Here is a 24,377-nt window from a genome sequence, read left to right as displayed (position 1 = left end):
CGAAGCCTAGTGGTGTCGGCGACTCGGCACAAGGATTTTGAGTTCTGGCGCCGATCGGACCTGTCACTCAAAGGAGCGGCCCATATGGCACAGCGACACCTCACCTTCATCCACATGACCGACCTGCATGTGAACGCCTCCGGCGTCGAGGACGACATGCTCTTCAACGACACGCGCGAGACCCTCGAGCGCACCCTGGAAGAGATCGGGCGGATGGACGATGCCCCGGCCTTCATCGTGGCCTCCGGCGACCTGACCAACCGCGGCGATCCCGAGGCCTACCGCACCGTGGCCGAGATCTTCGCAGCTTCGGGTCTCGACATCCCGGTCCTCTTCGCCCTCGGCAACCACGACAAGCGCGAAGGCTTCGCCGCCGCTTTTCCGGAACTCTACACCGACGCCTCGCAGCCCTTCGACCATGACCGCGTGATCGACGGGCTGCACCTGATCACCCTCGACAGCTCGGTCCCCAACGAAATCGGCGGCTACTGGGAAGCCGGCCAGATCGACTGGCTGAAGGACCGCCTCGCCGCCCATCCGGACCTGCCCAAGCTGCTGGTGATGCACCACGCCCCTATGATCGACCTGACCGCCTCGGACATGGAGTGGGAATCCCTTTCTGCCGTCGCCACCGAGGAACTGCGCACGGCCATCGCGGGCCATGACGTCGTCGGCATCCTCTCCGGCCATGTCCACATGGACCGCGTCGCCCAATGGCACGGCGTGCCGGTCATCATCGGTACAGGCCATCACGCGGGCACCGATGTCGTCGCCCTGCCCGGCGCGTTCAACATGCTGGATGCCACCGGCTTCGCCGTTTGCCAGCTCTTCCCGGCTGGGCTGACCACCACCTTCGTGGCCCATCCGCAGACCCGCGAGGTGCGCCATCGGCTCGACATGCAGCTGATCCTCGACCACATCGCCGCCGCCAAGACGGCCGCCGAGTGACCTGAACCCCGGTGGCCTTTCGGGGCCGCGCCTTCCCCACAAAATGGAGACCTGAAATGAAGACCTCCCTGATCGCCCTGGCATTCGCGACGAGCGCGACCATGACCAGCGCCCAGACCATCCCCGAGTCGGTGACCGAGCCGGTCACCATCACCTTCTACAACTACAACCTCGCCTCCGCTGGCAACGGCGCCGACGCGACCAACAAGATGATCGCGGAGTTCGAGGCGGCCAACCCGAACGTCACCGTGAAGGGCGTCCCAGTCCCGCCGCAGGACATCGCGACCCGCCTACAGGCCGACCTCGTGGCGGGCCAACCCATCGACCTCGTCCAGATGCCCTTTGCCGCACTCGGCTTCGCGGCCGAAAACCTCGGCGCCGTGGCGCTCGAGGACATCGTGTCCGAGGCCGAACTGGCCGGTCACTTCGAGGGCATGGTCCCGAACGGTCTCGAACTCGGCAAGCTCGACGGCAAGACTTACGGCCTCGCCTACACCTTCTCGACCCCGGTGCTCTTCTACAACGCCGACATCTTCCGCGAGGTCGGCCTCGACCCCGAGAACCCGCCCGCCACATGGGAGGCGCTGAAGGCAGCAGGCGATCAGATCAAGGCCACGACCGATTACCTGCCGCTCGCCACCGGCATCTACGGGCCGACCGCGCTCGACTGGCTGATGCAGGGCGTCATCGCCTCGAACGGCGGCGCGGTAATCAACGCCGACCGCACGAAGATGACCTTCGCCGAACCCGAAGCGATCGAGGCCGTCGAGATGCTCCGCTCGCTCGCGCAGGCGGGGATCACCCGGAACCTCGGCATCACCGCACAGATGGAGGGCATGGCCGCTGGCAACACCGCGATGTATCTCCAGACCTCCGCGATCCAGGGCTACCTTGTGAAAGGGGCCGAGGACAATTTTGAGCTCCGCGCCGCCGCGATGCCCGCCTTCGGCGACAAGCCGGTGAAGCCTTCGAACTCCGGCTCCGCTCTGTCGCTTCACTCGACCGATCCCGCCAAGCAGCGTGCCGCCTGGGAGCTGATGAAGTTCCTCACATCAAAACGCGGCTACACGATCATCACCTCGGAAATCGGCTACCTGCCGCTGCGGCCCGAGATCGTGGAGGACCCGGAATATCTGGGCGAATGGGTCAAGGACCATCCGCTGCTGCAGCCGAACCTCGCGCAGCTGAAGAACCTCGCGCCCTACGTGCCGCTGCCGGGGCCGAACTACCTGCAGATCGGCATCTCGATGATGGACGCGATGGAGATGGCGACCTTCGGCGAGGACGACGACGTCAAGGCAACCCTGACCGAGGCGCAGGAGCGCACGCAGCGGTTGATGCCCTGACCGTCACTGGCCCGGACGCATCTCCCGCGTCCGGCGCCCCCCCTCTCCGGGAGACCCCGATGACCGACCTTTCCGCCGACACCGCCCCGCGCCGCAGCGCCCGGACACCGCGCCCGCTGGCCCCGGCGAAGCGGTTCCTTCGCATCCTTCGCCCCTATCTCTACCTCGCCCCGGCCATCGCCTGCTTCGTGGTCTGGATCTACGAGCCGCTCGCGCAGGCCTTCGTGCTGAGCTTTCAGCAATGGAACCTGCTGCCAACCTCGCCGAAGACATGGGTGGGTCTCGACAATTACCGCAACATCTTCGACCTGCCGAAGTTCTGGCAGGCGCTCGGGAACACCTGGTACTATCTGATGGGTCTCCTCCCCCTCGCCGTCGGCCTGCCGCTGGTGATCGCCCTCTTCACCCAGGACCTGCCCGCCCGCAGCCGCAACCTCTACCGCGCGCTGATCTTCGTGCCGATGATCGTGCCGCCGGTGGTCGCTGCCGCGGTCTGGCGTTGGCTGCTGGACCCGAACCACGGCATCCTGAACCTCGGGCTGCAAGGTCTGGGCATCGAACCGGTGGAGTTCCTCTCCGATCCCTCCATCGCGCTCTGGACCATCACCTTCATCACGGGCTGGAAGCTCGTCGGTTTCGCCACCCTGATCCTCGCCGCCGCCAATGCCGCCATCGACGAGAGCCTAATAGAAGCCGCCCGCCTCGACGGCGCGACGAAGTGGGAGATCATCCGCGACATCCGCCTTCCCCTGCTCTCCCCCACCCTGATGCTCCTCGTCCTGATGGTCGTCCTCCTCGGCGCACAATGGAGTTTCTCCTACATCCACGTCCTGACCGAGGGCGGGCCGCTCGGATCGACAACCAACATCTACTACCTGCTGTGGCAGTTCGGCTTCGGCTCGCTCTCCGTCGGCTGGTCCTCGGCTTCGGCGGTGATCCTCTTCGTCGGCTTCGGCCTGCTCGCCGCCGCCCTCTTTGCTCTCAAGGCCAAGGTGACCTTCTATGATGACTGATGCCGCCAAGCTGAGCCCTATGCGCACGCGCCGCGCCCCGGCTCTCGCGAGCTGGGACACCGCCGTCGGCCACGCGTTGATGATCTTCGTCTCGCTGCTCTGCGTCTTCCCGATCTACTGGATGATCGTGACTTCGCTGCGCCCCTCGAACGCGATCTTCTCGACCAACCTCTGGCCCGACGCCGCGAGCCTCGACAACTACGCCTACGCCCTGCAGGCCGTTCCGATGACCAGGATGCTGACCAACACCTTCCTCGTCTCCCTCGCGGTGACGCTGGTGCAGCTCCTGACCGGCATCCTCGCCGGCTATGCCTTTGCCCGCTGGCGATTTCGCGGCTCGGCGATCCTTTTCGGGGCCATCGCGCTCACGTGGCTGGTCCCCCTCCAGGTGGTGATGATTCCGAATTACCTGCTTGTCGCACGCCTCGGCATGATCGACACGCTCGGCGCACTGATCCTGCCGCACATCGCTTCGGCCTTCGCGATTATGCTGCTGGCGCAATCCATGCGCAGCTTTCCTACCGAGGTGGTCGAGGCCGCCCGGATGGACGGCGCCACCCACTGGGAAATCCTCTGGCAGGTGATCGTCCCGAACCTGCGCGGCACCATCGCCTCGCTCGCGATCCTGATCTTCATCACCACCTGGAACGAATACTTCTGGCCCCTGCTCCTCACCCGCTCCACCGAGAACTCGGTTGTGCAGATCGGGCTGCAGATGTTCATCTCGTCGGAAGGCACGCAATGGGGGCCGCTCATGGCGGCCTCGACCATGGCCAGCCTGCCGATCCTCCTCATCTACCTGCTGCTGCAGCGGCAGGTCATCGCCTCCTTCATGAAATCCGGACTCCGCTGATGACCCAGACCCGAGTGATCCCCCTGAACGGCACCTTCAACCTGCGCGACCTCGGCGGCTACCCGGGCGCCAATGGCGAAACCACCTGGCGCCGCCTCCTGCGCGCGGACAGCCTGCACCGGCTGACGCAAGCCGAGATGGGCGAACTCCGCCACCTCGGCTGCAGCACGGTGATCGACCTGCGCGGCCCGGACGAGGTGTCCGCGCAGCCAAACCCCTTCGGCTCAGTCGACGGCCCCATCGCCTATCACAACATCTCGCTCTTCAGCGGGCTCGACCCGACCCGGACCGACCTTATGGAGGCCGACGACGTCCTCTTCGCCCTCTATTGCGCCGCGCTCGACGATTGCGGGCCCTCCTTCGCCGAGGTCCTCCGCCTGATAGCCGAGGCCCCCGGCCTCGTGGTCTTTCACTGCACCGCCGGCAAGGATCGCACCGGCATGATCGCCGCCTTCCTCCTTCTCCTCGCCGGCACCCCGCGCGACCGGATCGTCGCTGACTACGCCCTGACCGCCGCGCATGCCCCCGCCATGTTCGCCGCCCTCCAGGCCGAGCTCACGGACGCCGGCCGCGACTTCGACCTCGCCTCGCCGCTCCTCCTCAGCAATGCCGCGACGATGGATGCCTTCCTCGAGCACCTCGACGCGGTCCATGGCGGCGCCGAGACCTACCTTATGGCAAGTGGTCTGACCGAGACCGACCTCGCAGCCCTGCGCGCCCGGATGCTGCGCGCCGAACCCGAAGAGGTGGCATGATGGCCTTTGTTTCGATCCGCGACCTGCGCAAATCCTACGGCGAGACCGAAACCCTGCACGGGCTGAACCTTGCCTTCGACGAGGGCGAGTTTGTCGTCATCGTCGGACCCTCCGGCTGCGGGAAGTCCACCCTGCTGCGGATGATCGCGGGGCTGGAGTCGGTCACCGCCGGCGAGATCGCCATCGGCGGAGAGGTGGTGAACGACTACGACCCTGCCGACCGTGGATGTGCCATGGTGTTCCAGAACTACGCGCTCTACCCGCACATGACCGTGGCCCAGAACATCGGCTATCCCCTCAAGCTGGCCAAGGTGCCGCGCGCCGAACGTGAACAGCGCGTCCGCGCGGCCGCCGAGGTCCTTGGCCTGACCGATTACCTCGACCGGCGGCCGAAACAGCTCTCCGGCGGCCAGCGCCAGCGGGTGGCCATGGGGCGCGCCATAGTCCGTCAGCCGGGGCTCTTCCTCTTCGACGAACCGCTGTCGAACCTCGATGCCAAGATGCGGGTGCAGATGCGGATCGAGATCCGCCGCCTGCACCGCCGGTTGAAGGCCACCTCCGTCCTCGTCACCCATGACCAAGTCGAGGCGATGACCATGGCCGACCGGCTTGTGGTGATGAACGGCGGCCGGATCGAGCAGATCGGTTCCCCCTCCGAGATCTACGCCCGCCCCGCTTCCACCTTCGTCGCAGGCTTCCTCGGCGCCCCGGCGATGAACCTTATCCCCGCCCGGAGCGACGAGGGAGGCGCAATCCGCCCCGACGTGGCTCCCGGCACCGCTTTGCCCAGTTCCCTGCCGTTGCCACCCGGCAAGCCCTTCATCCTCGGCGTCCGCCCCGAGGACCTCTCGGTCTTGCCTTCCGACCGCCCCGGCCTGGCCGCCCGCATCGACCTGATCGAAGACCTCGGCGGGATGCGGGTGGCGCATTGCCAGATCCCTGAAGGCTATGCCTCCGCCGTCCTGACTCGCGACGACATGGTGCGCGAGGGAATGCCGGTTTCGCTTCGGCCAGACCCGGAAAGGATGCATGCTTTTTCGGCTCAGACCGGCAAGCGGTTCTCGCATGAACGGGCCGCCACCGGTTCGATGAAAGAAGAGGCCGGGCTCTTTATGCAATCCGCCTGACACGTTTCCTGAAACTCTCAGAATTCGAGTCCCCACCGAGCCTGATCGGCGGGGACAGCTTGCAGCGGGCGCCATCGGGGGTCGGCTGTCCGGAGGAAGCCGCTTTTGCCGCGATAACCGGTCTCACCGATGAAGTGCGGAGAAATGCCTTCCGCGGAGTGACTGGCAATGAGCCGCCTGCGGAGATTTTCCATGCGCAGTTTCCGCCCGGGGTCATGTCCCGGCCCCGTGTGATACGGAGCCGGCGCCGATCAGCTATTCGTAGGCGCCAGCGGAATACGTGAGCTCGTAGCTGTGGCTATATAGTTCAAAGACGATGCCGAACGGGTCTTCGACATAGACCATCCGGTAGGGCTTGGTCCCTGGGAAGTATTCGCGCACCGGCATCCGCTGCCGCCCCCCGGCTTCCACGATGCGTCGGGCCAGACCTTCGACATCCGGGTCCTGCACCGCGAAGTGGAAAGTGCCATGGCGCTTGTGCTCCAGCTTGTCCTCGGGCGCGTAATTGCCGGGAAACTCAAAGAGCTCGATTCCGATGCCGTCGGCGGTCGACAGGTGCGCGATCCGGAGCGAGCCCCATCCGGGGCCGAATACATCCGTGCACATGACGCCGATGGCGCTGTCGTCCTCCACGGCCTCGGAGGGTTCCATCACGACGTAGAAGCCGAGCACGTCGGAATAAAATTTCACGGCAGCGTCGAGGTCCGGAACGGACACGCCGATGTGGGAAAAGGTGCGTGGTGTCTGGGTCATCTCGTATCTCCATTCGCGTTGAGTTGACGCCGATATGGACTGCCGTTCCCTTCTTGTGAAATTATCAATCGGGATAGAAACCAGAACGAAGTGTTATCACCTGATGCTTAACGCCGCTTGGCTCGAGACCTTCACCACGCTTTGCGAAACCGGGCACTTCACCCGGGCCGCAGAGCGTCTGAACATGACCCAGCCGGGCGTGAGCCAGCATCTCAGGAAACTCGAGCAGCAGGTCGGACAGGGGCTGATCAGTCGGCAGGGCAAGAGCTTCACGCTCACCCCGGCGGGTGAAGCCGTCTTTGAGCTCGGGCTGTCGCGCCGCGCCGAGGAGAAGCGCCTGCGCGACGCCATCGAGGCAGACGACCGGGACGCGGGACCGGTTCACATCGCATGCTCGGGCAGCTTCGCGATGCTGCTCTATCCGAACTTGATTCCGTGGATGCATGCCGCGCCCGACTTGAGTGTTCATCTCGAGGCGGCGCCACAGGCAGAGATCCTGGCAGGGCTGCTGGAAGGGCGCTTCGACCTCGGCGTGCTGGGGACAGACCCCGACCACGCGCGGCTGGAGGCCACACACATCGGACGCGAGGAACTTTGCCTGGTCCTGCCGGCTGACGCAGGCGATACGCCAGTGTCATTCTCCGATCTCGAGGCTCGTGGCCTCATCGCGCATCCCGACGGATACGGCTATGCCGACGACTTGCTGCGGCTGAATTTCCCGGAAGACTACCCCGGCGCCGACCGGCTGAGCGTGCGTGGTTCGGTCAACCAGATCGGTCAAATCCCTGCCTCCGTGGCCAACGGGGTGGGCTACACACTCCTACCTCGAAGCGGCGTCGAAGCTTTCCGCGACAAGGCAAGCCTCTCCGTCGTTCAGCTTCCGAAGCGCCGTTGGCACGAATTATGGCTCGTCAAGCGCCGCGGTCGACACTTGTCGGCGCGGGTGCGCTACGCGCGGGACGTGATCGAGGAAGCGGCAGGTCAACTCCGGTGAGCACAAAGTCGTCCGGTTGAATTGACAGGCCAGCACGAAGGGCGGGCACCCCGTGTCTGGCGGTGTGGTCCCGGCGGAATCTTCGCTTCCACAGTCAGCACAGGGTTCCTCCGGAGTCGCGCCGAACTTCTGCTTTCGCTCAGACCTGCCTGGTCGGCTCTCGGCGCAGACCTGTCATCAAAGCGCTTCCCGGCAATTGGACGCTCCCGACCGGACGGAGTCACGGCAGCAGATCTCCCCGATCGATACCGCGCTTGTCGGCACTGGCACGAACGGCCGCGCGAAGGGTTTCGCTCCGCTTGAGCAAACGTCTGAACCGATCCTCCTCCAGAACGAGCAGCGTCGTCGGTGCGATGGCGCGGACATCGGCCCGGCGTGCCTTGTTCGTCAGGATGGCCATCTGGCCGAACATCTCCCCGCGACCCAAGCGCCATTTCTGGCCCGCGCTTTCCAGTTCGACCGCGCCCGACGCGATGAAAAAGACACTTCTGGCAGGGGTCGCCTTGCGAAGAAGCACCTCCCCAGCATCGGCGTAGCGTGTCGCGAGCGCCCGCCCCAGGCTCTTCATGTCACCATCCTCGAGATCGGCGAAGAGCGGGAACTGTCGGACGAACGCCACCCGCTGGACCGCGATGTCCAGACGGGGACGTTCCTCGGCCGTCACCCGGCGCGTCGCCAGATCCTGCATGAGCGCCGTGTGGACCTCGCTGCCGATCAGGCCGTCTTCACGCATGGCCACATACTCTCGCTCCTCCATCCGGAGCGCGGTGCGGCGGATGAAGCGCCGTTCAAGTTCCTCGGCATAACCGGGATATTGCAGCCTTAGACCGTCCAGCGCGGTCTCGATTGCCACGATCCGCCGGGCCAGCAGTTCGTGCAGCAATTCTGCAACCCGTCTGCCGTGAATACGCCGGATGCGGCCGTCGATGAAGGCCCCCAGATCGCGCAGGATCAGGCGTTGCGACAACAGCAGTTCGAACCGGTCGGCCGTCATGCGGGCGAGCGGGGCTGAAAAACCCAGGCGCCCATGCAGCAAGACCGCGCCGCGAAACGCCGGTCCGTAGGAGACGCTTCGCCGGGCCGCGCGCTGATATCCGCTACGGCCCTGCGTGCGCGCTCCTTCGATCAGCCGGTCGGCGTTGGAGAGGACCAGTTCCGCCATCCGGGCCGAGATGGTCCGTTCGCGCACCCGCGCGAGGATCGTATCGCGTTCGTGGCCGGCCAAGGCGATCAGTCCCAGCGCGATGCGATCGCGCTCAAGGATATCGGCGCTCGCTTCGGCCTCCTTGACCGCCGCGTCCAGACGTTTGCCGAACCGCTTGGCCTCCGACCGCACGGTCTCGTGGTTGAGTTCGTAGTTCTCGGTGGTCCGCGCGACATCTTCACGGACGGTCTGCAAGGCGACTGCAACGACCTGCCGGGAGAGTGCCTCGTCTATCGGAGACAATTGGTCGAGGCCGAGTCGGCCGATGACCCAGCGAAGCGTGGTGCCTTGAACCACGAGAGTGAAGAGTGTGAACCCCGTGGCGAGGATGCCGACGAGGCGCTGGATATCGGCCGGCACACGGACGCTTTCGGTGACCGCCAGAGCCAAGGCGAGCGTCACCGCCCCCCTGAGGCCACCCCATAGGATCGCCACCCTGTAGGGTCGCTCGACGGTCGGAGAAAGCTTCAACGCCGTCAGCAACGGCATGAGGCCGAACAGGATGGCAATGCGCGCGACAACGGCTGCAAGGATCACGACGCCGACCAGGACAAAGTCCGCCAGCCGGACCTCTTCGAGCAGCCTTGGGATCAACAGCGCGGCGAGAATGAAGATGAGGGCGCCGGCCCAATGGGCCAGCACGCCCCATAGCTCGCGGAGGTTCGCCCATGATTGTGGCGGGAGGCGCCCGGGAGCCGTCAGGTTGAGGGTCAAGCCGGCAGCCACGACCGCGATCACGCCCGACGCGCCGACGCTCTGCTCCGCCACGATGTAGGCCAGGTAGGGCAATGCCACAGAAATCGAGACCTGTGCCAGTTCGTGACGGCTGAACAGTGCCATCACCCAGACGGCGATCCGCGCGGCCAGCCAGCCGGTCACCGCACCGCCAGCGATGAGGATCGGAAACCGCGCCAGGGCATCGGCCAAATTCGGGTCCGGGAGGCCCAGCATCACGAAGCCCATGAAAAGGCCGAAGAGGGCGATGGCCGCCGCATCGTTCAGAAGGCTCTCGCCCTCGATGATACGCGCCAGGCGCCGCGGTGCCGAGATGGAGCGGAAGATCGAAACCACCGCCGAGGGGTCGGTGGTTGACACGATGGAGCCCACCAAGAGGCACGCCGCCAGGGGAATCGCGCTCGCCCAGGAAAGGGCGTATCCTACGGAAATCGTGGCCACGAAGACGGCAAGGATTGCGAGAACCAGGATAGGGACCCAATCGTCCAGCATTCGCCGCAGGTTCATGCCCAATGTCGCCTGAAACAGGAGCGTCGGCAGGAAGACGTAGAGGAATACGTTGGAGCGGATCGGCAGCTCGAGGATCGCCTCGGCGACCGGGTTCAGCGCGTCAGTCAGTTCTGTTCGCAGAAAGAAGGTCGCGCCGATCCCGATCAGTATACCAAGGATCGCAAGGATCACGCTGTAGGGCAGTCGCAGGCGCGCAGCGAAGGGTTCGGCGGCGCCGATGACCAGAAAGAGCGATGCAATGACTGTGGTGACGAGGATGATGTCCATGCACCGGGAATACCAGAAGTTCACGCGGACGCATCCGCGTTATCGGCGTGATCGGCCGAGCCTGTGTGGAAACTGGGCTGGAGACCGGGGGGCAGCGGGTTTGTCGCGTTCGTTCTTGCCTGTCACAACGTCATCGGCGCAAAATCTTCCTGCTGATCGTCGTGGCGCGGGACCGCGACGATTACAGCGCCTTCGTCGACAGCATGCCGCGCCGACTGCCCCGTGTGGAGAAGGCAATCACGAGCCGGACGGCGCTTGATCCAGATCAATACGCGTCCGAAAAGATCACGCATTCTCGAGAGGCAATGTCACTAAAACCTATTCGGCCTCAGAAGTTGAAAACCTTAACGGAGAAGGGCGGACCAGACCCTTTTCTGCCTCTCCACTGCCCCGCAATCGACAACTGCCAAAGTTCGCGCAAAGACAGCGCAACGACGGGTATTCCCCGCGCGAGTTCGTCAGCCGGTTTGTCATGGGCCACCCGGAAAAGGCCGATCCCGCCTCCCCGAGGCCGGTTTTCTCCTCGCAGGGGCTGCGCAATGTGCATCCTCAAAGCGATGCGGATGGAGAGGTTCTGGAGACAGACTTCGAGAACCTTCCTTGTTACTTGGAAGCGGTCCAACGCTGATGTCCGGCATCCAGTCCACGGCAGACGGCTTGCAAGACTTCGCGCCAGCGCGTTTGGTGCCCCGACGACCCTGACCGACGGAAATCCGCATGAAGATCAATGACACAAGCCCCGTCCTGCTCGCGCTCTTGGATGCCGCTGTCGATGCAATGGTCATCGCCGACCACGACGGGCAGATTCTGCGGGTCAACAAGGCGGCAGCGAGCCTTTTCGGCCACCCGGTCGAAACTTTCGTCGGACGGAACGTGCGCATGCTGATGCCCGCCGACATGGCGGCACGGCACGACGGTTTCCTGCAGCATCACCTCGATACCGGGGAGAAACGTATCATCGGCGTGGGCCGCGACGTCGAGGGGCTGCGCGCCGATGGTAGCGTCTTCCCGCTGCACCTGTCGGTGGGCCGCGCTGATATCGAGGGCGAGGTCGCCTTCGTCGGGATCATGCACGACCTGTCACGCCGCAAGGCCGCTGAAGAGGCGACGGCCCGATCGCAGCGGATGGATGCCATCGGCCAGATGACCGGCGGCATCGCGCACGACTTCAACAACCTGCTGACGGTCATCATTGGCAATCTTGAACTGCTCGAAATGTCCGACGCTGCGGACAAATGCGGCGCGCTGATCTCTGACGCGCTCGAGGCCGCCGAAGTGGGCGCCGACCTGACCTCGCGGCTTCTGGTCTTTGCCCGCAAGAGCACGCTCAACGCCGAGGTGACTGACCTCAATGCCGAAGTCTCCAAGGCTGTGGCGATGCTGCGGCGCACCATCGGCGCGCATATCGCGATTGAGAGGTCCTTCGCGCCGGACCTGTGGCAGACCACGATCGACGCGACCCAGTTGCAGACCGCGGTGCTCAACATCGCGCTCAACGCCCAAGATGCCATGCCCGCGGGCGGCAAGCTTACCCTCGAGACGCGGAACATGGCGCTCGACGACAGCTATGTGGCGCAGGAAATCGGCATCGACATGGGCAATTACATCCGGCTTTCCATAGCCGACACCGGCGAGGGCATGACGGACGAGACCCGCACCCGCGCGATGGAGCCGTTCTTCTCGACCAAGCCGGTGGGGCAAGGCACTGGCCTGGGCCTGTCGATGGTCTACGGCTTCATCCGACAGTCCGGCGGGCATATCTCGATCTACAGCGAGGTCGGCAAAGGGACGACGATCAGTCTCTATTTCCCGGCACTGCCCGATGCCGCCCCCCAGGAAGCCGATATAAACGCCCGCGCAGAGGGCCACGCCGGGATCGGCACCGGGCGCCGGGTGCTGCTTGTGGAAGATGATCCGCGGGTGCTGCGCTTGTCGGAGACAAGGCTCGAGGCGCTTGGCTTCGAGTGCGTCACGGCAACCAATGGTGATGCGGCTTGGGAGATCCTTCAGACCCGCCGGGACATCGATGTGGTCTTTACCGATCTGATGATGCCGGGGGAGTTGTCGGGCCATGCCCTCGCCCTGCGGGTGGCGCAAGAGATGCCGGGGGTCAAGGTACTGATCACCTCGGGGTTTTCCGGGGATATTCTCGGCAGCAAGGCGACGGCCGAGCAGTTCCCGATGCTGCGCAAGCCCTACCGGCAGGCCGATCTGGCCGAGGCGTTCCGGAGCCTATTTTCCGACTAACCGGCCAGATCAACCGGCTTTTCGGTCAGCATATAGCCCAGCCCGCGCACCGTCTTGATGAGCTGCGGGCGGGCCGGGTCGCGCTCGAGCTTCTTGCGCAAGCGGGCGACCTGATTGTCTATCGTGCGGTCAAGCGGGGTCCAGTCGCTGCCGTTCACCAGATCCATCAGCCGATCGCGGGAAAGCTGCCGCTGCGGGTTGCCGACAAAGGCCGCCAGCAGTTTGAAGTCCGCCGTGGTCAGCGCGCAGTCGCGGCCCTCGCGGTCCAGAAGCTGCATGCCGTCGAGATTGATCCGCAGCCCATCGAGGCCCTGCCATGGGGCGGCTGTTTCCCTGGATGCCGCCGGCGGCGCCTCCCGTCTTGCTGTGCGGCGCAGCACCGAACGCACCCGCGCCAGCACCTCGCGGACGTGAAAGGGCTTGGTCAGGTAATCGTCGGCGCCGAGCTCCAGCCCCACCACCCGGTCGATCACGTCATCCTTGCCGGTGACCATGAAGATTGGCACGTCGTGGTCGCGCCGCAACTCACGCGCGATGTCGAGGCCATCCTCCGCGCCGAGGTTGAGATCGAGCGTGACGAGATCGAAATCTCCCTCGGCGAAAGCCGCGCGCACGCTCTCGGCCGCCTCGGCATCGACCACCTCGTAGCCGTCGCTCTCGAAGCAACGCCGCAGCAGAGTGCGGATCTTGGCATCGTCGTCAACGACAAGAATTCTCTTCGCAGTCACGTCCAAGCCCCTTGTTGCGGCCCCGTCGAGCCCGGCAGGCGGGGCCCCTCATCCTATCCAATGCTGCGCCCGGCGACAAACCGATACAAAGCGTTACACGGTCACGCGTATAGCCGCGACCTCGGCTTGGGAAAGTGCCTTGCGACATAAAAAGGACGCCCGCATGTACGTGACACTTTCCAGCGCGTTCACCCCCGCCACAGCCGCACCCGGCGTGGTGCCCGCCCCTGTTCCGGCACAACGCCGGACTGTCTCGGCGGGCGCGCATCTGTTTCGCGAGGGCGACATCGCCACCAATATCTACGAGATCACTGCGGGCGTCTTCCGCCTCACCCGTGTGCTCGACGACGGACGGCGGCAGGTGATTGCCTTCGGCCTGCCCGGCGACATCATCGGCTTTCCAAACGGCACGGCGCATCACAGCGATTGCGAGGCGATCCAGGCAGGCGCGGTCATTACCCATCGGCGCCATGCGCTCAATACGCTGGAGGGGGATCACGACACGCACCAGCGACTGCTGCACGCCGCGCTGCGCGAAATTTCGGCGATGCAGGACCACCTGATGATGCTGGCCCGCAAGTCGGCGCTGGAGAAGGTGGCCTCCTTCCTCGTCACCCTGTCGGAGCGCATCGGCAAGAGCCGCGAGGGCCTCACCCGTTGCGCCCTGCCGATGAGCCGCGCCGACATCGCCGATTTTCTCGGCCTGACTATCGAGACGGTCAGCCGCACCTTGACCCGGCTCCGCAAGGCCGGGGTGATCGCCTTCGACCGGGCGCAGACGGTGCTGATCAAGGACATGGACGCGCTGGTCTCGGCCGCGCAGGGGCGGGACTGAGAAGGGCGCGCCGCACTATGAAAGGAGATCGACCGTGACCATCAAGGCCATTCTCGCTGCCTGACGGACGCGCGTTCTGCGCTGGTCGAGCGCAGTCGGAAACGCCCGGGCGTGGCCGCGGCTCTCAGCCGCGAGGCCATGGAGCGGGGCACCGACATAATGGCCGAAGTCGCCTTTGGCCATTCGCGTGCCCATGATCCGGTGATCGGCGCGGCCACCCGCGACCTTTTGCGCCATGCCGAGGTCCCGGTGCTGTTCTCTCGCTGACCGTTTGCGGCGCACGCGCGCCCCGCCGGTTCACTCCGGCGCGGCGGGCGTTTTTGTTTCCGCGCCGCGGGGACTGGGCGGTGTCTCTTCGAGAAGGATGCGCGCCGCATCACCCTCGAGGTCTTCGTATTGCCCGTTGCGCAGTGTCCAGAGGCATGCGGCCAGCCCCGCCGCCCCCAGGGCGACCGATACGGGAATGAGGACGATCAGGATATTCATCGGCGCACCGCATTCAAGACCACGAGGATCGAGGACGACGACATGACCGCCGCCGCCATCAGCGGCGTGGCATGGCCCAGCACCGCAACCGGGATCGCCACGGCGTTGTAGAGCGCCGCCAGCGCGAGGTTCTGCCTTATGCGACGCCGCGCGCGACGGGCAAGCGCCAGCGATTGCGCCACCGCGCGCAGGTCCGTGCCCAGCATTACCCCGTCGGACGCCACCCTTGCCGCATCAAGCGCGCTGGCGGGTGCCAGCGAGGCATGAGCGCCGGCCAGCGCGCCGGTGTCGTTCAGCCCGTCACCCACCATCAGCACGCAACGGCCTTCGCGGGCCATCCGGGCAAGGAGATCGGCCTTGTCGGCCGCGCGCACCCCCGCATGGACCTCCGCGATCCCGAGCCGCCGCGCCAGTACCTCGGCCCGCGCGGGCGTGTCGCCCGTCAGCATCACGACGTCATAGCCCGCGCCGGCCAAATCGGCGGTCACCTCCGCGGCACCCTGCCGGGGGCGCTCGGTCAACGGCAACGGGATCACCTGGCCGGGCAGTTCGAGTTCGGGGCCCTCCGCCCCGCGCCACAGCCGCACCGGGCTGCCATTCCAGCGCGCTGCGACCCCCTCGCCAGGGACTTCCCGCAGATCGGTCAAACGCGCCGGGGCATGGCCCGCCAGCGCGGCGGCCAGCGCCCGGGACACCGGGTGGTCCGAGGCCTCGGCCAGCGCCCGCGCGACCGAAGCGGCCTCAAGCGGCAGATCCGGCAGCCGCGCCACCCCTTCGGTCAGCGTGCCGGTCTTGTCGAAGACCACCGTGTCGACCTCGGCCAGTCGCTCCAGCGCGGTAGGGGATTTCAGCAGGACGCCGCCGCGGAACAGCCGCCCCGTCATCGCCGCCGTCACCGCCGGGATGGCCAGTGCCAGGGCGCAGGGACAGGTGATGATCAGCGTGGCCGTCGCCACCGAGATCGCGTGATGCAGATCGCCCGTCAGCGACCACCACAGGGCAAAGGCCAGCGCCGCCAGCCCGTGCACCACCGGCGCATAGAGCCGCGCGGCGCGGTCGGCGAGGCCGCTGTAGCGGTGCCGCCCGGTCTCGGCCACCTCGACGAGGGCGGCAAGGCGGCGCAGCGTGCTGTCCTCGGCCCGGCGCGTCACGGTCAAGGTCAGCGGCGCGCCGAGGATCACCTCGCCCGCACAGACCGCGGCCCCCGCCAATAGCGGCACCGGCTCGGCCTCCCCGGTGAGGGCGGAGCGGTCGAGCGTGGCGGGGCCTTCGGCGATCCCGTCAACCGGGGAGCGCGCACCAGCGGCCAGCACGATGCGGTCGCCGGGCAACAGCGCGGCCACGTCCACCGTCTCTCGACCCGTCTCGGTCAGCCGGGTCGCACGGGGCAGTTCCAGCGCGGTCAGCTCGGCCGCGGCCGAGCGCGCCGTGGCCCGCGCGCGGTGCTCGAGGTAGCGCCCAACCAGCAGGAAGAAGCATAGCGACAGCGCCGCATCGAACCAGGTATGCGCCCCGCTGCCCGCGAAGGTCTCGTAGAGCGAGGTCGTGGCGGCCAGGAGGATCGCCATCGCGATCGGCACGTCCATGTTCATCCGGCCCGCGCGCAACGCCACGGTGGCGGAGGCGAAGAAGGGCACGGCGGAAAAGGCCAGCGCGGGCAGCGCGATGGCGGCGGAGACCCAGTGAAACATCTCGCGCGTGACCTCGCCCGCGCCGGACCAGACGGCGACGGAGACGGCCATGACGTTCATCATGGCGAATCCCGCCACCGCGGCGCGTGCCAGCAAACGGCGGCCTTCCTCGTCTCCCGTGGGACGCAGGGCGGACGCGTCCAATAGATGCGCCTCGAACCCGGCCGCGTGCAACACGCGCAAGGCCTCGCTCTCGTCATGGCCGGGTGCTGGCAGGAGGCGCAGCCGCTTGGCCCCGAGGTTCACCCGCGCCGCCGCCACCGAGGGCAGATTGGCCAAGGCGCGCTCGACCCCCGCGATACAGGCGGCGCAGTGGATTCGCGGCAGGGCGATGTAGATCGCCTCCCCGGCCTCGGTCGCCGCCCGCCGCGGCATCTCCACCGCCGGGCCGGCGGCGAGGCACCCCGGACAGGCCGCGATGCTCATGGTGTCACCCGCAGCGGAATGCGGCGGCGGAACAGCGTGCCGTCGGCGGCGCGCATCTCGATCCGCAGGTTCCAGTTCCCCGGACCCGCCGTGACCGGCGCCACCCAAGCCGTCCCGTCCCAAGCGAAGGCGGGCGCGATGTCGTCCGCCACGGTCGTCGCCCGGCCCAAGGTTGCCGAGACGATCTCGGGCCGCACGATGCGCCCCTCCGCCTGCACCGCCAGCCGCAGATCGGTCGGGGTCAGATCGGTCTCTACCGCCCAGCCGAGCGCCTCCTGCGCCGCGCGATCCGCCTGGAAGTTCTGCGAGGCGATGTAGCTCGACTCGGTCTCCTTGCCCGGGAAGGTCCGCACCGCGTTGACCGCCAGCGCGAGATTCACCGCGATGATGATCGAGAAACCGCCCACGAAAATCGCCAGCACGTGCCATCCCGTCAGTCGCCGGTTGGCCTGCATCAGCCCTGTTGTCATCCCCTCACTCCTTTCCGTGGAAAATGGTATCGCCATGCGCCCGCTCGCCCGAAGTGACGTCCTGGACCCAGAAGCGCAGGTCGCTGCGGGCACGCTCGGCCGCCGGGGTCTCGCGCGGGGCGATGACATAAACCCGCTGGCGCTGCGTGCTGTCGGGCGGCACCGTGACGGCGGGGCCCGCGACACCTTCGAGCGCGAGCTTCAACCCCTCGGCCGCGCCGAGCGAGAGGCGGAAGTCGCGCGCCTCCCCGTGTTTGTTGCGCAGCCTGATGTCATAGGCGTTTCGTATCGACCCGTCCGAGAGGGTCACGAAGGTCGGGTTGCGGACCGGGGCGACGGTCATGTCGATCTCGGGCCGGATGAAGAGCGCGACCACCAGCGCCACGCCGATCGCCGCCCAGGCAAGGGTGTAGAGCACGGTCCGGGGCCGGAAGACGTGCTGCCACAGCGGCTTGGGTCGCCAAGCCGGTCCGGTGGCGCCCGCGACCGTCCCCGCCGGTGCCTCGGCCAGCCCCGCCACCGCGGCGCTTTCGCCCGGGCGCACCGGCGGCTCGTCGTCGAGCGCGAGGTAATCGATCAGCCCGCGCGGGCGGCCGATCTTGGCCATCACGTCGTCGCAGGCGTCGATGCAGAGGGCGCAGGTGATGCATTCCATCTGCTGGCCCTCGCGGATGTCGATGCCCATGGGGCAGACCGCGACGCAGGCGTTGCAGTCGATGCAATCGCCCAGCACCCCGCCGTCGCGGGCCGTGCGCGGGGCGGCGCTGTCCTTGTCGAGAGCGGCACCATAGCGCGCCACAGCCTCTCCGCTGCCGATCGCCTCCGCCGCCGCCTGTGCGCGTTTCACGCCTCCCTTCCCGCGCGGCTCGCCGCGCCAGCGGCGGTAGCCCACGGTGAGCGTGCCCGGGTCCATCATCGCGCCTTGAATGCGCGGCCAGGGGCACATGTAGATGCAGACCTGCTCGCGCATGAAGCCGCCGAAGATGAAGGTCGTCGCCGTCAGCACGGCGATGGTGGCATAGGCCACCGGGGCCGCCTCGAGCGTGACCAGATCGCGCGCCAGCGTCGGTGCATCGGCAAAATAGAAGACCCATGCCCCGCCGGTCGCCACCGCAATGACCAGCCAGACCGCCCATTTCGCCACCCGCAGCCGCGCTTTTCGCAGGCTCATGGGGGCCTTGTGCAGGCGGATGCGCGCGTTGCGGTCGCCCTCGATCCAGCGCTCCACGGTCATGAAGAGGTCCGACCAGACGGTCTGCGGACAGGCATAACCGCACCAGACCCGGCCAAGGGCGGAGGTGAAGAGAAACAGCCCCAGCCCCGCCATGATCAGCAGTCCGGCAACCAAATAGAACTCATGCGGCCAGATCTCGATCCAGAAGAAGTGGAAGCGTCGGTTTGCGAGATCGACCAGCACCGCCTGGTCGGGCAGGTTCGGCCCCCGGTCCCAGCGGATCCACGGGGTCACGTAGTAAATCCCCAGCGTGAGGATCAGGATCACCCATTTCAAACGGCGGAAAAAGCCGCTGACCCGGCGGGGAAAGATCGGTTCGCGCGCGGCGAAAAGCGGAGGGGCTTTGGTGGACATGGGGTTGCGGGCTCCGGGTGTTCTGCCATCAGGGCCTACACCCGTCGGATGCAGGCCCCTTTGATCTGCATCAAGGCGCGCGGCGCTTAGTCGGCAGATGTCGCCGCGGCCTCCCCTACCGCGGCTTCACCGCCGCCGAGCCCGTGCACATAGGCACTCACGGCGCGCACCTCGGCTTCGCCCAGGCGGGCCTGCCACGGTGGCATGACCCCCATGCGCGGTGCTTTGAGCTGCGCCAAGATGTCCGCGTAGCTGTCACCGCGCAGCCAGATCGCATCGGCAAGGTTCGGCGCGCCGATTTCCCGGTCGCCAAGCCCTTCGGACCCGTGACAGGAACTGCAATTGTCGACATAGAGCGCCGCGCCCTGCCCCGCCGCGGCTGCGTCATGCGGCAGGTCTGACAGGCTGCGCACGTAGTGCACCGTGGCGTCCAACTCTTCCGGTTCCATCCAGTCGAAGGGCGGCATCTGTGAGAACCTTGCCTCGGGGTCCTCCTCGTTGCGGATGCCATGGCGCACGGTATGGGCGATCTCTTGCATGGTCCCGCCCCAGAGCCAGTCGTCATCGAGAAGGTTCGGATAGCCCGAGGCCTTCACGCCGCCCGCCCCCGCGCCGTGGCATTGCGAGCAATGTGCGGCGAAGACCGAGCGGCCCGCCTGTACGGCGAAACGGTGCAGCGGCTCGTTCTCCGCCAGCACGCCGAGATCGACGGTGACGAGGCTTTCGGTCAGATCGGCGTTCGACAACTCGACGCGGGCGATCTCGGCGGCGACCTCGCCGCGGGTGGAGTAGCCCAAAAGCCCCGTCGTCGCCCCCGAGACCATCGGCCAGGCCGGGTAGAGGATCGTGTAGATCACCCCCCAGACGACGGTGGCGTAGAAGGTCCAGAGCCACCAGCGCGGCAGCGGGGTGTTGAGTTCCTCGATCCCGTCCCAGCTGTGGCCGGTGGTCTCGGTCCCGGTGGTGGGGTCGATCTTGCGGTTGTCGGTCATTTGGTGGCTCCGTCTTGTGGGCCTCTGGGCGCGGGATCATCGCGGAACGGCACGGCCGCCGCATCGTCGTGCAGCGCGCGCGAGCCGGGCCGGAAGGCCCAGGCGATCACGCCAAGAAAGATCAGGGTGAGGATCAAGAGCGCCCAGCTGTCGGCCAGTTCGCGCAGGAAGGAATAGGTGTCCATATGCGGCTCCTCAGCGGCTGGCGTCGGGCACGAAGGTCGAGAAGTCGACCAGCGTTCCGAGCATCTGAAGATAGGCGATGAGGGCATCCATCTCGCTCACCCCCGGCTGGCCGTCGAAGTCGCGGACCTGCGCGCCGGGGTAGCGCGCGAGCAGCCCGTCGTAGTCGCCGAAAGGGTCGACCTGCACGCGGAAATCGGCCCTGGCGCTGGCGATCATCTCGTCGGTATAGGGCACGCCCACCATGCGGTGCGTCTCGACCAGGTCGGCCACCTCGTCTCCGTCGAGCTGCGCGTCCATCAGGAAGGCGTATTTCGGCATGACGCTTTCCGGCACCACCGCCTGCGGGTCGATCAGGTGATCCACGTGCCATTCGTCGGAATAGCGCCCGCCGACACGCGCCAGATCAGGCCCGGTGCGTTTCGAGCCCCATTGGAACGGGTGGTCGTACATGGATTCGGCGGCAAGGCTGTAGTGGCCGTAGCGCTCCGTCTCGTCGCGCATCGGGCGGATCATCTGGCTGTGACAGACGTAGCAGCCCTCGCGCACGTAGATCTCGCGCCCCGCCAGTTCGAGCGGCGAATAGGGGCGCATGCCCTCGACCTCCTCGATGGTGTTCTCCAGCCAGAAAAGTGGCGCGATCTCGACGATACCGCCGATGCTGACCACGGCGAGCGAGGCCATGAGCAGCAGCGTGGCGTTGCGCTCGAACCGCTGGTGAAAGGTGATCGCTTCCGTCTCGGGCGGCAGTTCATTGGGGATCTTGCCCTGTCGCGCACCTTCGCTCGCGGTGACAACCTTGGCGTCGTCGGCGGGGTCGTAGTCGGGGCTTCGGGGGTTCTTGCTCATGGTCTTACTCCGCTGGCAGGGCGACGGTGACGGGGCGGGACTGCGGGCCGCGGATGGTCATCCACATGTTCCAGACCATGACCGCACCACCCGCGAGGTAGAGCACCCCGCCCAGAGCGCGGATCACGTACATGACGAACTTGGCATCGACGGTGTCGGCAAAGCTGTTCACCAGGAACCCGTTGGCGTCGACCTCGCGCCACATAAGCCCCTCCATGATGCCGGTCACCCACATGGAGGCCGCGTAGAGAACGATCCCCACGGTCGCGAGCCAGAAATGCAGGTTGATCGCCGCCATCGAGTGCATCTGCGCCCTGCCCCAAAGCCGTGGCGTCAGGAAGTAGAGCGCCCCGAAGGTGATGAGCCCGTTCCAGCCCAAAGCGCCGGAATGAACATGGCCGATGGTCCAATCGGTGTAATGGCTCAGCGAGTTCACCGCCCGGATCGAGATCATCGGCCCCTCGAAGGTCGACATGCCGTAGAAGGCCAGCGAGGCCACGAACATGCGGATGATCGGGTCGGTGCGGATCTTGTCCCAGGCGCCCTCGAGCGTCATCAGGCCGTTGATCATTCCCCCCCAGCTCGGCATCCACAGGATGATCGAGAACACCATGCCCAGTGTCGCCGCCCAGTCCGGCAGAGCGGTGTAGTGCAGATGGTGCGGACCCGCCCAGATATAGAGGAAGATCAGCGCCCAGAAGTGGATGATCGAGAGCTTGTAGCTGTAGACCGGCCGGCCCGCCTGCTTCGGCACGAAATAATACATCATCCCGAGGAAACCGGCTGTCAGGAAAAAGCCCACCGCGTTGTGGCCATACCACCACTGCGTCATGGCGTCCTGCACACCGGCGAAGACCTGCACCGACTTCGAGCCCCAGATCGAGACCGGGATGGCGAGGTTGTTGACCACATGCAGCATGGCCACGGTGATGATGAAGGCCAGGAAGAACCAGTTGGCGACATAGATGTGCCGCTCGCGCCGGTTCAGGATCGTGCCGAAAAAGACCGCCAGATAGGCCAGCCAGACGATGGTGAGCCAGATGTCGATGTACCACTCGGGCTCGGCATATTCCTTGGACTGCGTGGCACCGAGCAGATAGCCCGTGGCCGCCAGCACGATGAAAAGCTGGTAGCCCCAGAAGACGAACCACGCGGTATTGCCACCCCAGAGCCGTGCCGCGCAGGTGCGCTGCACGATGTAGAAGGAAGTGGCGATCAAGGCGTTGCCACCAAAGGCGAAGATCACCGCGCTGGTATGCAGCGGGCGAAGGCGGCCGAAGTTGGCATAGGGCTGGGCCCAGTCGATATTGAGCACCGGAAAGGCCAGTTGCAGGGCGATGAAGGTGCCGACGAGGAAACCGACGACACCCCAGAAAGCCGTCGCGATCACCCCGTAGCGGACCGGCCCGTCCATGTAGTCCCGCGCCCCGCAGGCCTGCGCGCTCACGCTGCGCGCCGCCGGGGCATCCTCGACCGGGAACCGGCGCAGTTGCCAGACAAAGAGCCCCGCCGCGAGCATCATAATGAGCAACGCATGGACCATATAGGCTGGATCACGCGCCCAATCCGCGCCCAGCGCCGCGAAAAACGCGATCAGCGCGAAGAGGATCAACCTCACCGTATCGATCATATTCCGAATCCTTCACTCTTTAAGAGGACGGATCGCATGGGTCGACCGAGGACGTTTTGACTTGGGTCAATTGGATGGCGACAAACCCGCCGATAAGGCCAGGAGCGGCCTAATCGGGACTGCGGCGGCGGTTCTTCGATCGAATTGATCCAGCGCAAAGACCGCGGAACCGTTGCCCGCTAAGTCGGGGCCATGGATCAGTTACAGACACTCGAGACGCTGGGTCTCTTCAGCTCGCGCGTGCCGCGCTACACGTCCTATCCGACCGCGGCGGCCTTCTCCCCAGAGGTCGGCTCCACGTTCCAACAGGCAGCGCTCAGCGCGTTGGACCCGGCGGAGCCGGTTTCCGTCTATGTCCACATTCCGTTCTGCGAACGCCTGTGCTTCTTCTGTGCCTGCCACACGCAAGGCACCAAGACCCTCGGCCCCGTCGAGCGCTACGTGGAGGTCCTGGAGACAGAGATCGATCTTTTGCGCGTGGCCCTTCCCCCAGGCCTCCGGATGGGGCGCATGCATTGGGGCGGCGGAACACCGACCATCTTGCCGCCGGCCCTCATCGAACGCCTGAACCGCGCCATCCACAGGCTCTTCACCCCGACTGCGAGCTTCGAGTTCTCCGTCGAGATAGACCCTACCCTGATCGACCGCGCCAAAATCGAGGCGCTTCGGGCCGCGGGTCTCACCCGGGCTTCCATCGGCATCCAGGACTTCGACCCGGAGGTGCAGCAGGCCATCAGTCGCCTCCAGTCCTTCGAGGCCACCCGGCGCTGTGTCGGGCAATTGCGGGCCGCGGGGGTCACTTCGCTGAACACCGATCTGGTCTACGGCCTGCCTCACCAGACCATGGCGCGGCTGGAGGATACGATCGACAAGACCCTGTCATTCTCCCCGGATCGCGTCGCCCTCTTCGGTTATGCGCATGTGCCATGGGTCTCGAAACGCCAGAAGCTCATTCGCGAGGCGACACTGCCCGACGAGGTCGCGCGTTATCACCTCAACCAGCGGGCGGCGGCCCGGTTCACGTCAGCCGGCATGGAGGCAATCGGCATCGACCATTTTGCCACCCCGCAGGACGCGCTGGCCCGGGCAAAACACAGCCCCCGCTTGCGCCGGAATTTCCAAGGCTACACGGATGACAATTGCCAGACCCTGATCGGCCTCGGCGCCTCGTCAATCTCGCGTTTCCCGGGCGGATACGTGCAGAACGCCCCCGCGACAGCAGCCTACAACGCGCGTATCACCGCTGGTGAACTGCCGGGGGCCCGTGGCTACGCCATGGACGACACGGATCACCTACATGCGCGGGCGATTGAACTTCTGATGTGCGATTTTTCTCTCGACCTGAGCGATCTGGCACAAACCTTTGGCGCGCGGGCTCTCGATCTCGAGTCCGACCTGAACGCGATGTGTGCCCGCTACACGCCGTTCGTGCGTTTGTCCGGCATGCGCTTCGACATCCTGCCCGAGGGTCGCGCCCTGACCCGCGTAATCGCATCGGCGCTGGATCGAAAGGTGCCGGAGGGAATGCGCTATTCGCAAGCTTCCTGATCTCTGAAAGAGATGATCGAGGCTCCGCTGCCGTTCAATTCTTTCTGCGTTTCAGCAGTCCGGTTGAATGGTCCCGCGTTTCTCGGACACCTTTGTGTCTCAGTTTCTGCTGCCCCTCGAAGTCGACGGGCGACAGGCTTGAAGGTCGTGGCATTGGACGAGCCGGTGGCGACCACGATGCGATGGCCGCTCCGAGACC

The 24,377-nt window shown here is 66.0% G+C and carries 22 protein-coding genes; 11 read left to right on the top strand and 11 right to left on the bottom strand.

What is annotated here, in order from left to right; all coding sequences use genetic code 11:
- Positions 1 to 84 precede the first annotated feature (84 nt).
- Genes OB2597_RS03195 through OB2597_RS03170 form a run of 6 tightly spaced genes read left to right on the top strand, consistent with a single transcriptional unit; the run spans position 85 to position 6,042 of the window.
- Positions 85 to 948, top strand: coding sequence for a metallophosphoesterase (locus OB2597_RS03195; protein ID WP_009804077.1), 864 nt, complete (start codon positions 85 to 87; stop codon positions 946 to 948).
- Positions 949 to 1,004: 56 nt separating this feature from the next.
- Positions 1,005 to 2,294, top strand: coding sequence for an ABC transporter substrate-binding protein (locus OB2597_RS03190; protein WP_009804076.1), 1,290 nt, complete (start codon positions 1,005 to 1,007; stop codon positions 2,292 to 2,294).
- A gap of 59 nt (positions 2,295 to 2,353) precedes the next feature.
- Complete coding sequence (locus OB2597_RS03185; RefSeq protein WP_009804075.1) at positions 2,354 to 3,307, top strand: carbohydrate ABC transporter permease; 954 nt, start codon at positions 2,354 to 2,356, stop codon at positions 3,305 to 3,307.
- A complete protein-coding gene (locus tag OB2597_RS03180; protein WP_148234659.1) occupies positions 3,297 to 4,160 on the top strand; it encodes a carbohydrate ABC transporter permease in 864 nt (287 codons plus the stop codon). The genes OB2597_RS03185 and OB2597_RS03180 overlap by 11 nt, the downstream gene beginning before the upstream one ends.
- Entirely contained in the window at positions 4,160 to 4,915 is a 756-nt protein-coding gene (locus tag OB2597_RS03175) for a tyrosine-protein phosphatase (protein WP_009804073.1), read from the top strand. The genes OB2597_RS03180 and OB2597_RS03175 overlap by 1 nt, the downstream gene beginning before the upstream one ends.
- Positions 4,915 to 6,042, top strand: coding sequence for an ABC transporter ATP-binding protein (locus OB2597_RS03170; protein WP_009804072.1), 1,128 nt, complete (start codon positions 4,915 to 4,917; stop codon positions 6,040 to 6,042). The genes OB2597_RS03175 and OB2597_RS03170 overlap by 1 nt, the downstream gene beginning before the upstream one ends.
- A 255-nt stretch (positions 6,043 to 6,297) precedes the next feature.
- On the opposite strand, the gene OB2597_RS03165 is transcribed toward OB2597_RS03170, so the two are convergent.
- Positions 6,298 to 6,795: a lactoylglutathione lyase family protein gene (locus tag OB2597_RS03165; RefSeq protein WP_009804071.1), complete on the bottom strand. Its 498-nt coding sequence runs from the start codon at positions 6,793 to 6,795 to the stop codon at positions 6,298 to 6,300.
- Between the two features lie 103 nt (positions 6,796 to 6,898).
- On the opposite strand from OB2597_RS03165, the gene OB2597_RS03160 reads away from it, so the two are divergent.
- The gene (locus OB2597_RS03160) at positions 6,899 to 7,789 is read left to right on the top strand and encodes a LysR family transcriptional regulator (RefSeq protein ID WP_009804070.1); all 891 of its coding nucleotides are present in this window, start codon (positions 6,899 to 6,901) and stop codon (positions 7,787 to 7,789) included.
- 220 nt (positions 7,790 to 8,009) lie between these two features.
- On the opposite strand, the gene OB2597_RS03155 is transcribed toward OB2597_RS03160, so the two are convergent.
- Positions 8,010 to 10,505 carry a cation:proton antiporter gene (locus tag OB2597_RS03155; RefSeq protein ID WP_040608975.1) on the bottom strand — a complete coding sequence of 832 codons (2,496 nt, stop codon included), beginning with the start codon at positions 10,503 to 10,505 and terminating at the stop codon, positions 8,010 to 8,012.
- 717 nt (positions 10,506 to 11,222) lie between these two features.
- Between OB2597_RS03155 and OB2597_RS03150 the strand changes: the two genes are divergently transcribed.
- Positions 11,223 to 12,752 carry a PAS domain S-box protein gene (locus OB2597_RS03150; protein ID WP_009804068.1) on the top strand — a complete coding sequence of 510 codons (1,530 nt, stop codon included), beginning with the start codon at positions 11,223 to 11,225 and terminating at the stop codon, positions 12,750 to 12,752.
- On the opposite strand, the gene OB2597_RS03145 is transcribed toward OB2597_RS03150, so the two are convergent.
- A complete protein-coding gene (locus OB2597_RS03145; RefSeq protein WP_040609016.1) occupies positions 12,749 to 13,480 on the bottom strand; it encodes a response regulator in 732 nt (243 codons plus the stop codon). The two genes, OB2597_RS03150 and OB2597_RS03145, sit on opposite strands and share 4 nt — an antisense overlap.
- Before the next feature lie 163 nt (positions 13,481 to 13,643).
- On the opposite strand from OB2597_RS03145, the gene OB2597_RS03140 reads away from it, so the two are divergent.
- Positions 13,644 to 14,315 carry a helix-turn-helix domain-containing protein gene (locus OB2597_RS03140; protein ID WP_009804066.1) on the top strand — a complete coding sequence of 224 codons (672 nt, stop codon included), beginning with the start codon at positions 13,644 to 13,646 and terminating at the stop codon, positions 14,313 to 14,315.
- 111 nt (positions 14,316 to 14,426) lie between these two features.
- The gene (locus OB2597_RS22040) at positions 14,427 to 14,582 is read left to right on the top strand and encodes a hypothetical protein (RefSeq protein WP_009804065.1); all 156 of its coding nucleotides are present in this window, start codon (positions 14,427 to 14,429) and stop codon (positions 14,580 to 14,582) included.
- A 30-nt stretch (positions 14,583 to 14,612) separates the two neighbouring features.
- Here the strand turns inward: OB2597_RS22040 and ccoS are convergent, their stop codons facing one another.
- From ccoS to ccoN, 8 genes are all read right to left on the bottom strand, one after another.
- Positions 14,613 to 14,801 (bottom strand): cbb3-type cytochrome oxidase assembly protein CcoS, encoded by a 189-nt coding sequence (gene ccoS, locus OB2597_RS03130; protein WP_009804064.1) that lies wholly within the window; start codon positions 14,799 to 14,801, stop codon positions 14,613 to 14,615.
- Positions 14,798 to 16,918 carry a heavy metal translocating P-type ATPase gene (locus tag OB2597_RS03125; protein WP_009804063.1) on the bottom strand — a complete coding sequence of 707 codons (2,121 nt, stop codon included), beginning with the start codon at positions 16,916 to 16,918 and terminating at the stop codon, positions 14,798 to 14,800. Before OB2597_RS03125 ends, ccoS begins: the two co-directional genes overlap by 4 nt.
- On the bottom strand, positions 16,915 to 17,388 hold the full coding sequence (locus OB2597_RS03120) for a FixH family protein (protein ID WP_009804062.1): 474 nt from the start codon (positions 17,386 to 17,388) through the stop codon (positions 16,915 to 16,917). The genes OB2597_RS03125 and OB2597_RS03120 overlap by 4 nt, the downstream gene beginning before the upstream one ends.
- Positions 17,389 to 17,392: 4 nt before the next feature.
- Entirely contained in the window at positions 17,393 to 18,976 is a 1,584-nt protein-coding gene (ccoG, locus tag OB2597_RS03115; RefSeq protein ID WP_009804061.1) for a cytochrome c oxidase accessory protein CcoG, read from the bottom strand.
- Between the two features lie 86 nt (positions 18,977 to 19,062).
- A complete protein-coding gene (ccoP, locus tag OB2597_RS03110; RefSeq protein ID WP_009804060.1) occupies positions 19,063 to 19,968 on the bottom strand; it encodes a cytochrome-c oxidase, cbb3-type subunit III in 906 nt (301 codons plus the stop codon).
- The gene (locus OB2597_RS03105) at positions 19,965 to 20,153 is read right to left on the bottom strand and encodes a CcoQ/FixQ family Cbb3-type cytochrome c oxidase assembly chaperone (RefSeq protein ID WP_009804059.1); all 189 of its coding nucleotides are present in this window, start codon (positions 20,151 to 20,153) and stop codon (positions 19,965 to 19,967) included. Before OB2597_RS03105 ends, ccoP begins: the two co-directional genes overlap by 4 nt.
- Before the next feature lie 10 nt (positions 20,154 to 20,163).
- Positions 20,164 to 21,000 (bottom strand): cytochrome-c oxidase, cbb3-type subunit II, encoded by an 837-nt coding sequence (gene ccoO, locus OB2597_RS03100; protein WP_009804058.1) that lies wholly within the window; start codon positions 20,998 to 21,000, stop codon positions 20,164 to 20,166.
- Positions 21,001 to 21,004: 4 nt separating this feature from the next.
- Complete coding sequence (ccoN, locus tag OB2597_RS03095; protein ID WP_009804057.1) at positions 21,005 to 22,630, bottom strand: cytochrome-c oxidase, cbb3-type subunit I; 1,626 nt, start codon at positions 22,628 to 22,630, stop codon at positions 21,005 to 21,007.
- A 192-nt stretch (positions 22,631 to 22,822) separates the two neighbouring features.
- Between ccoN and hemN the strand changes: the two genes are divergently transcribed.
- On the top strand, positions 22,823 to 24,178 hold the full coding sequence (gene hemN / locus OB2597_RS03090) for an oxygen-independent coproporphyrinogen III oxidase (protein ID WP_009804056.1): 1,356 nt from the start codon (positions 22,823 to 22,825) through the stop codon (positions 24,176 to 24,178).
- Positions 24,179 to 24,377 lie beyond the last annotated feature (199 nt).

Source organism: Pseudooceanicola batsensis HTCC2597 (genome assembly GCF_000152725.1).
In the GTDB taxonomy this organism is placed as follows: domain Bacteria; phylum Pseudomonadota; class Alphaproteobacteria; order Rhodobacterales; family Rhodobacteraceae; genus Pseudooceanicola; species Pseudooceanicola batsensis.
This window is presented reverse-complemented; position numbering and strand designations above follow the sequence as displayed.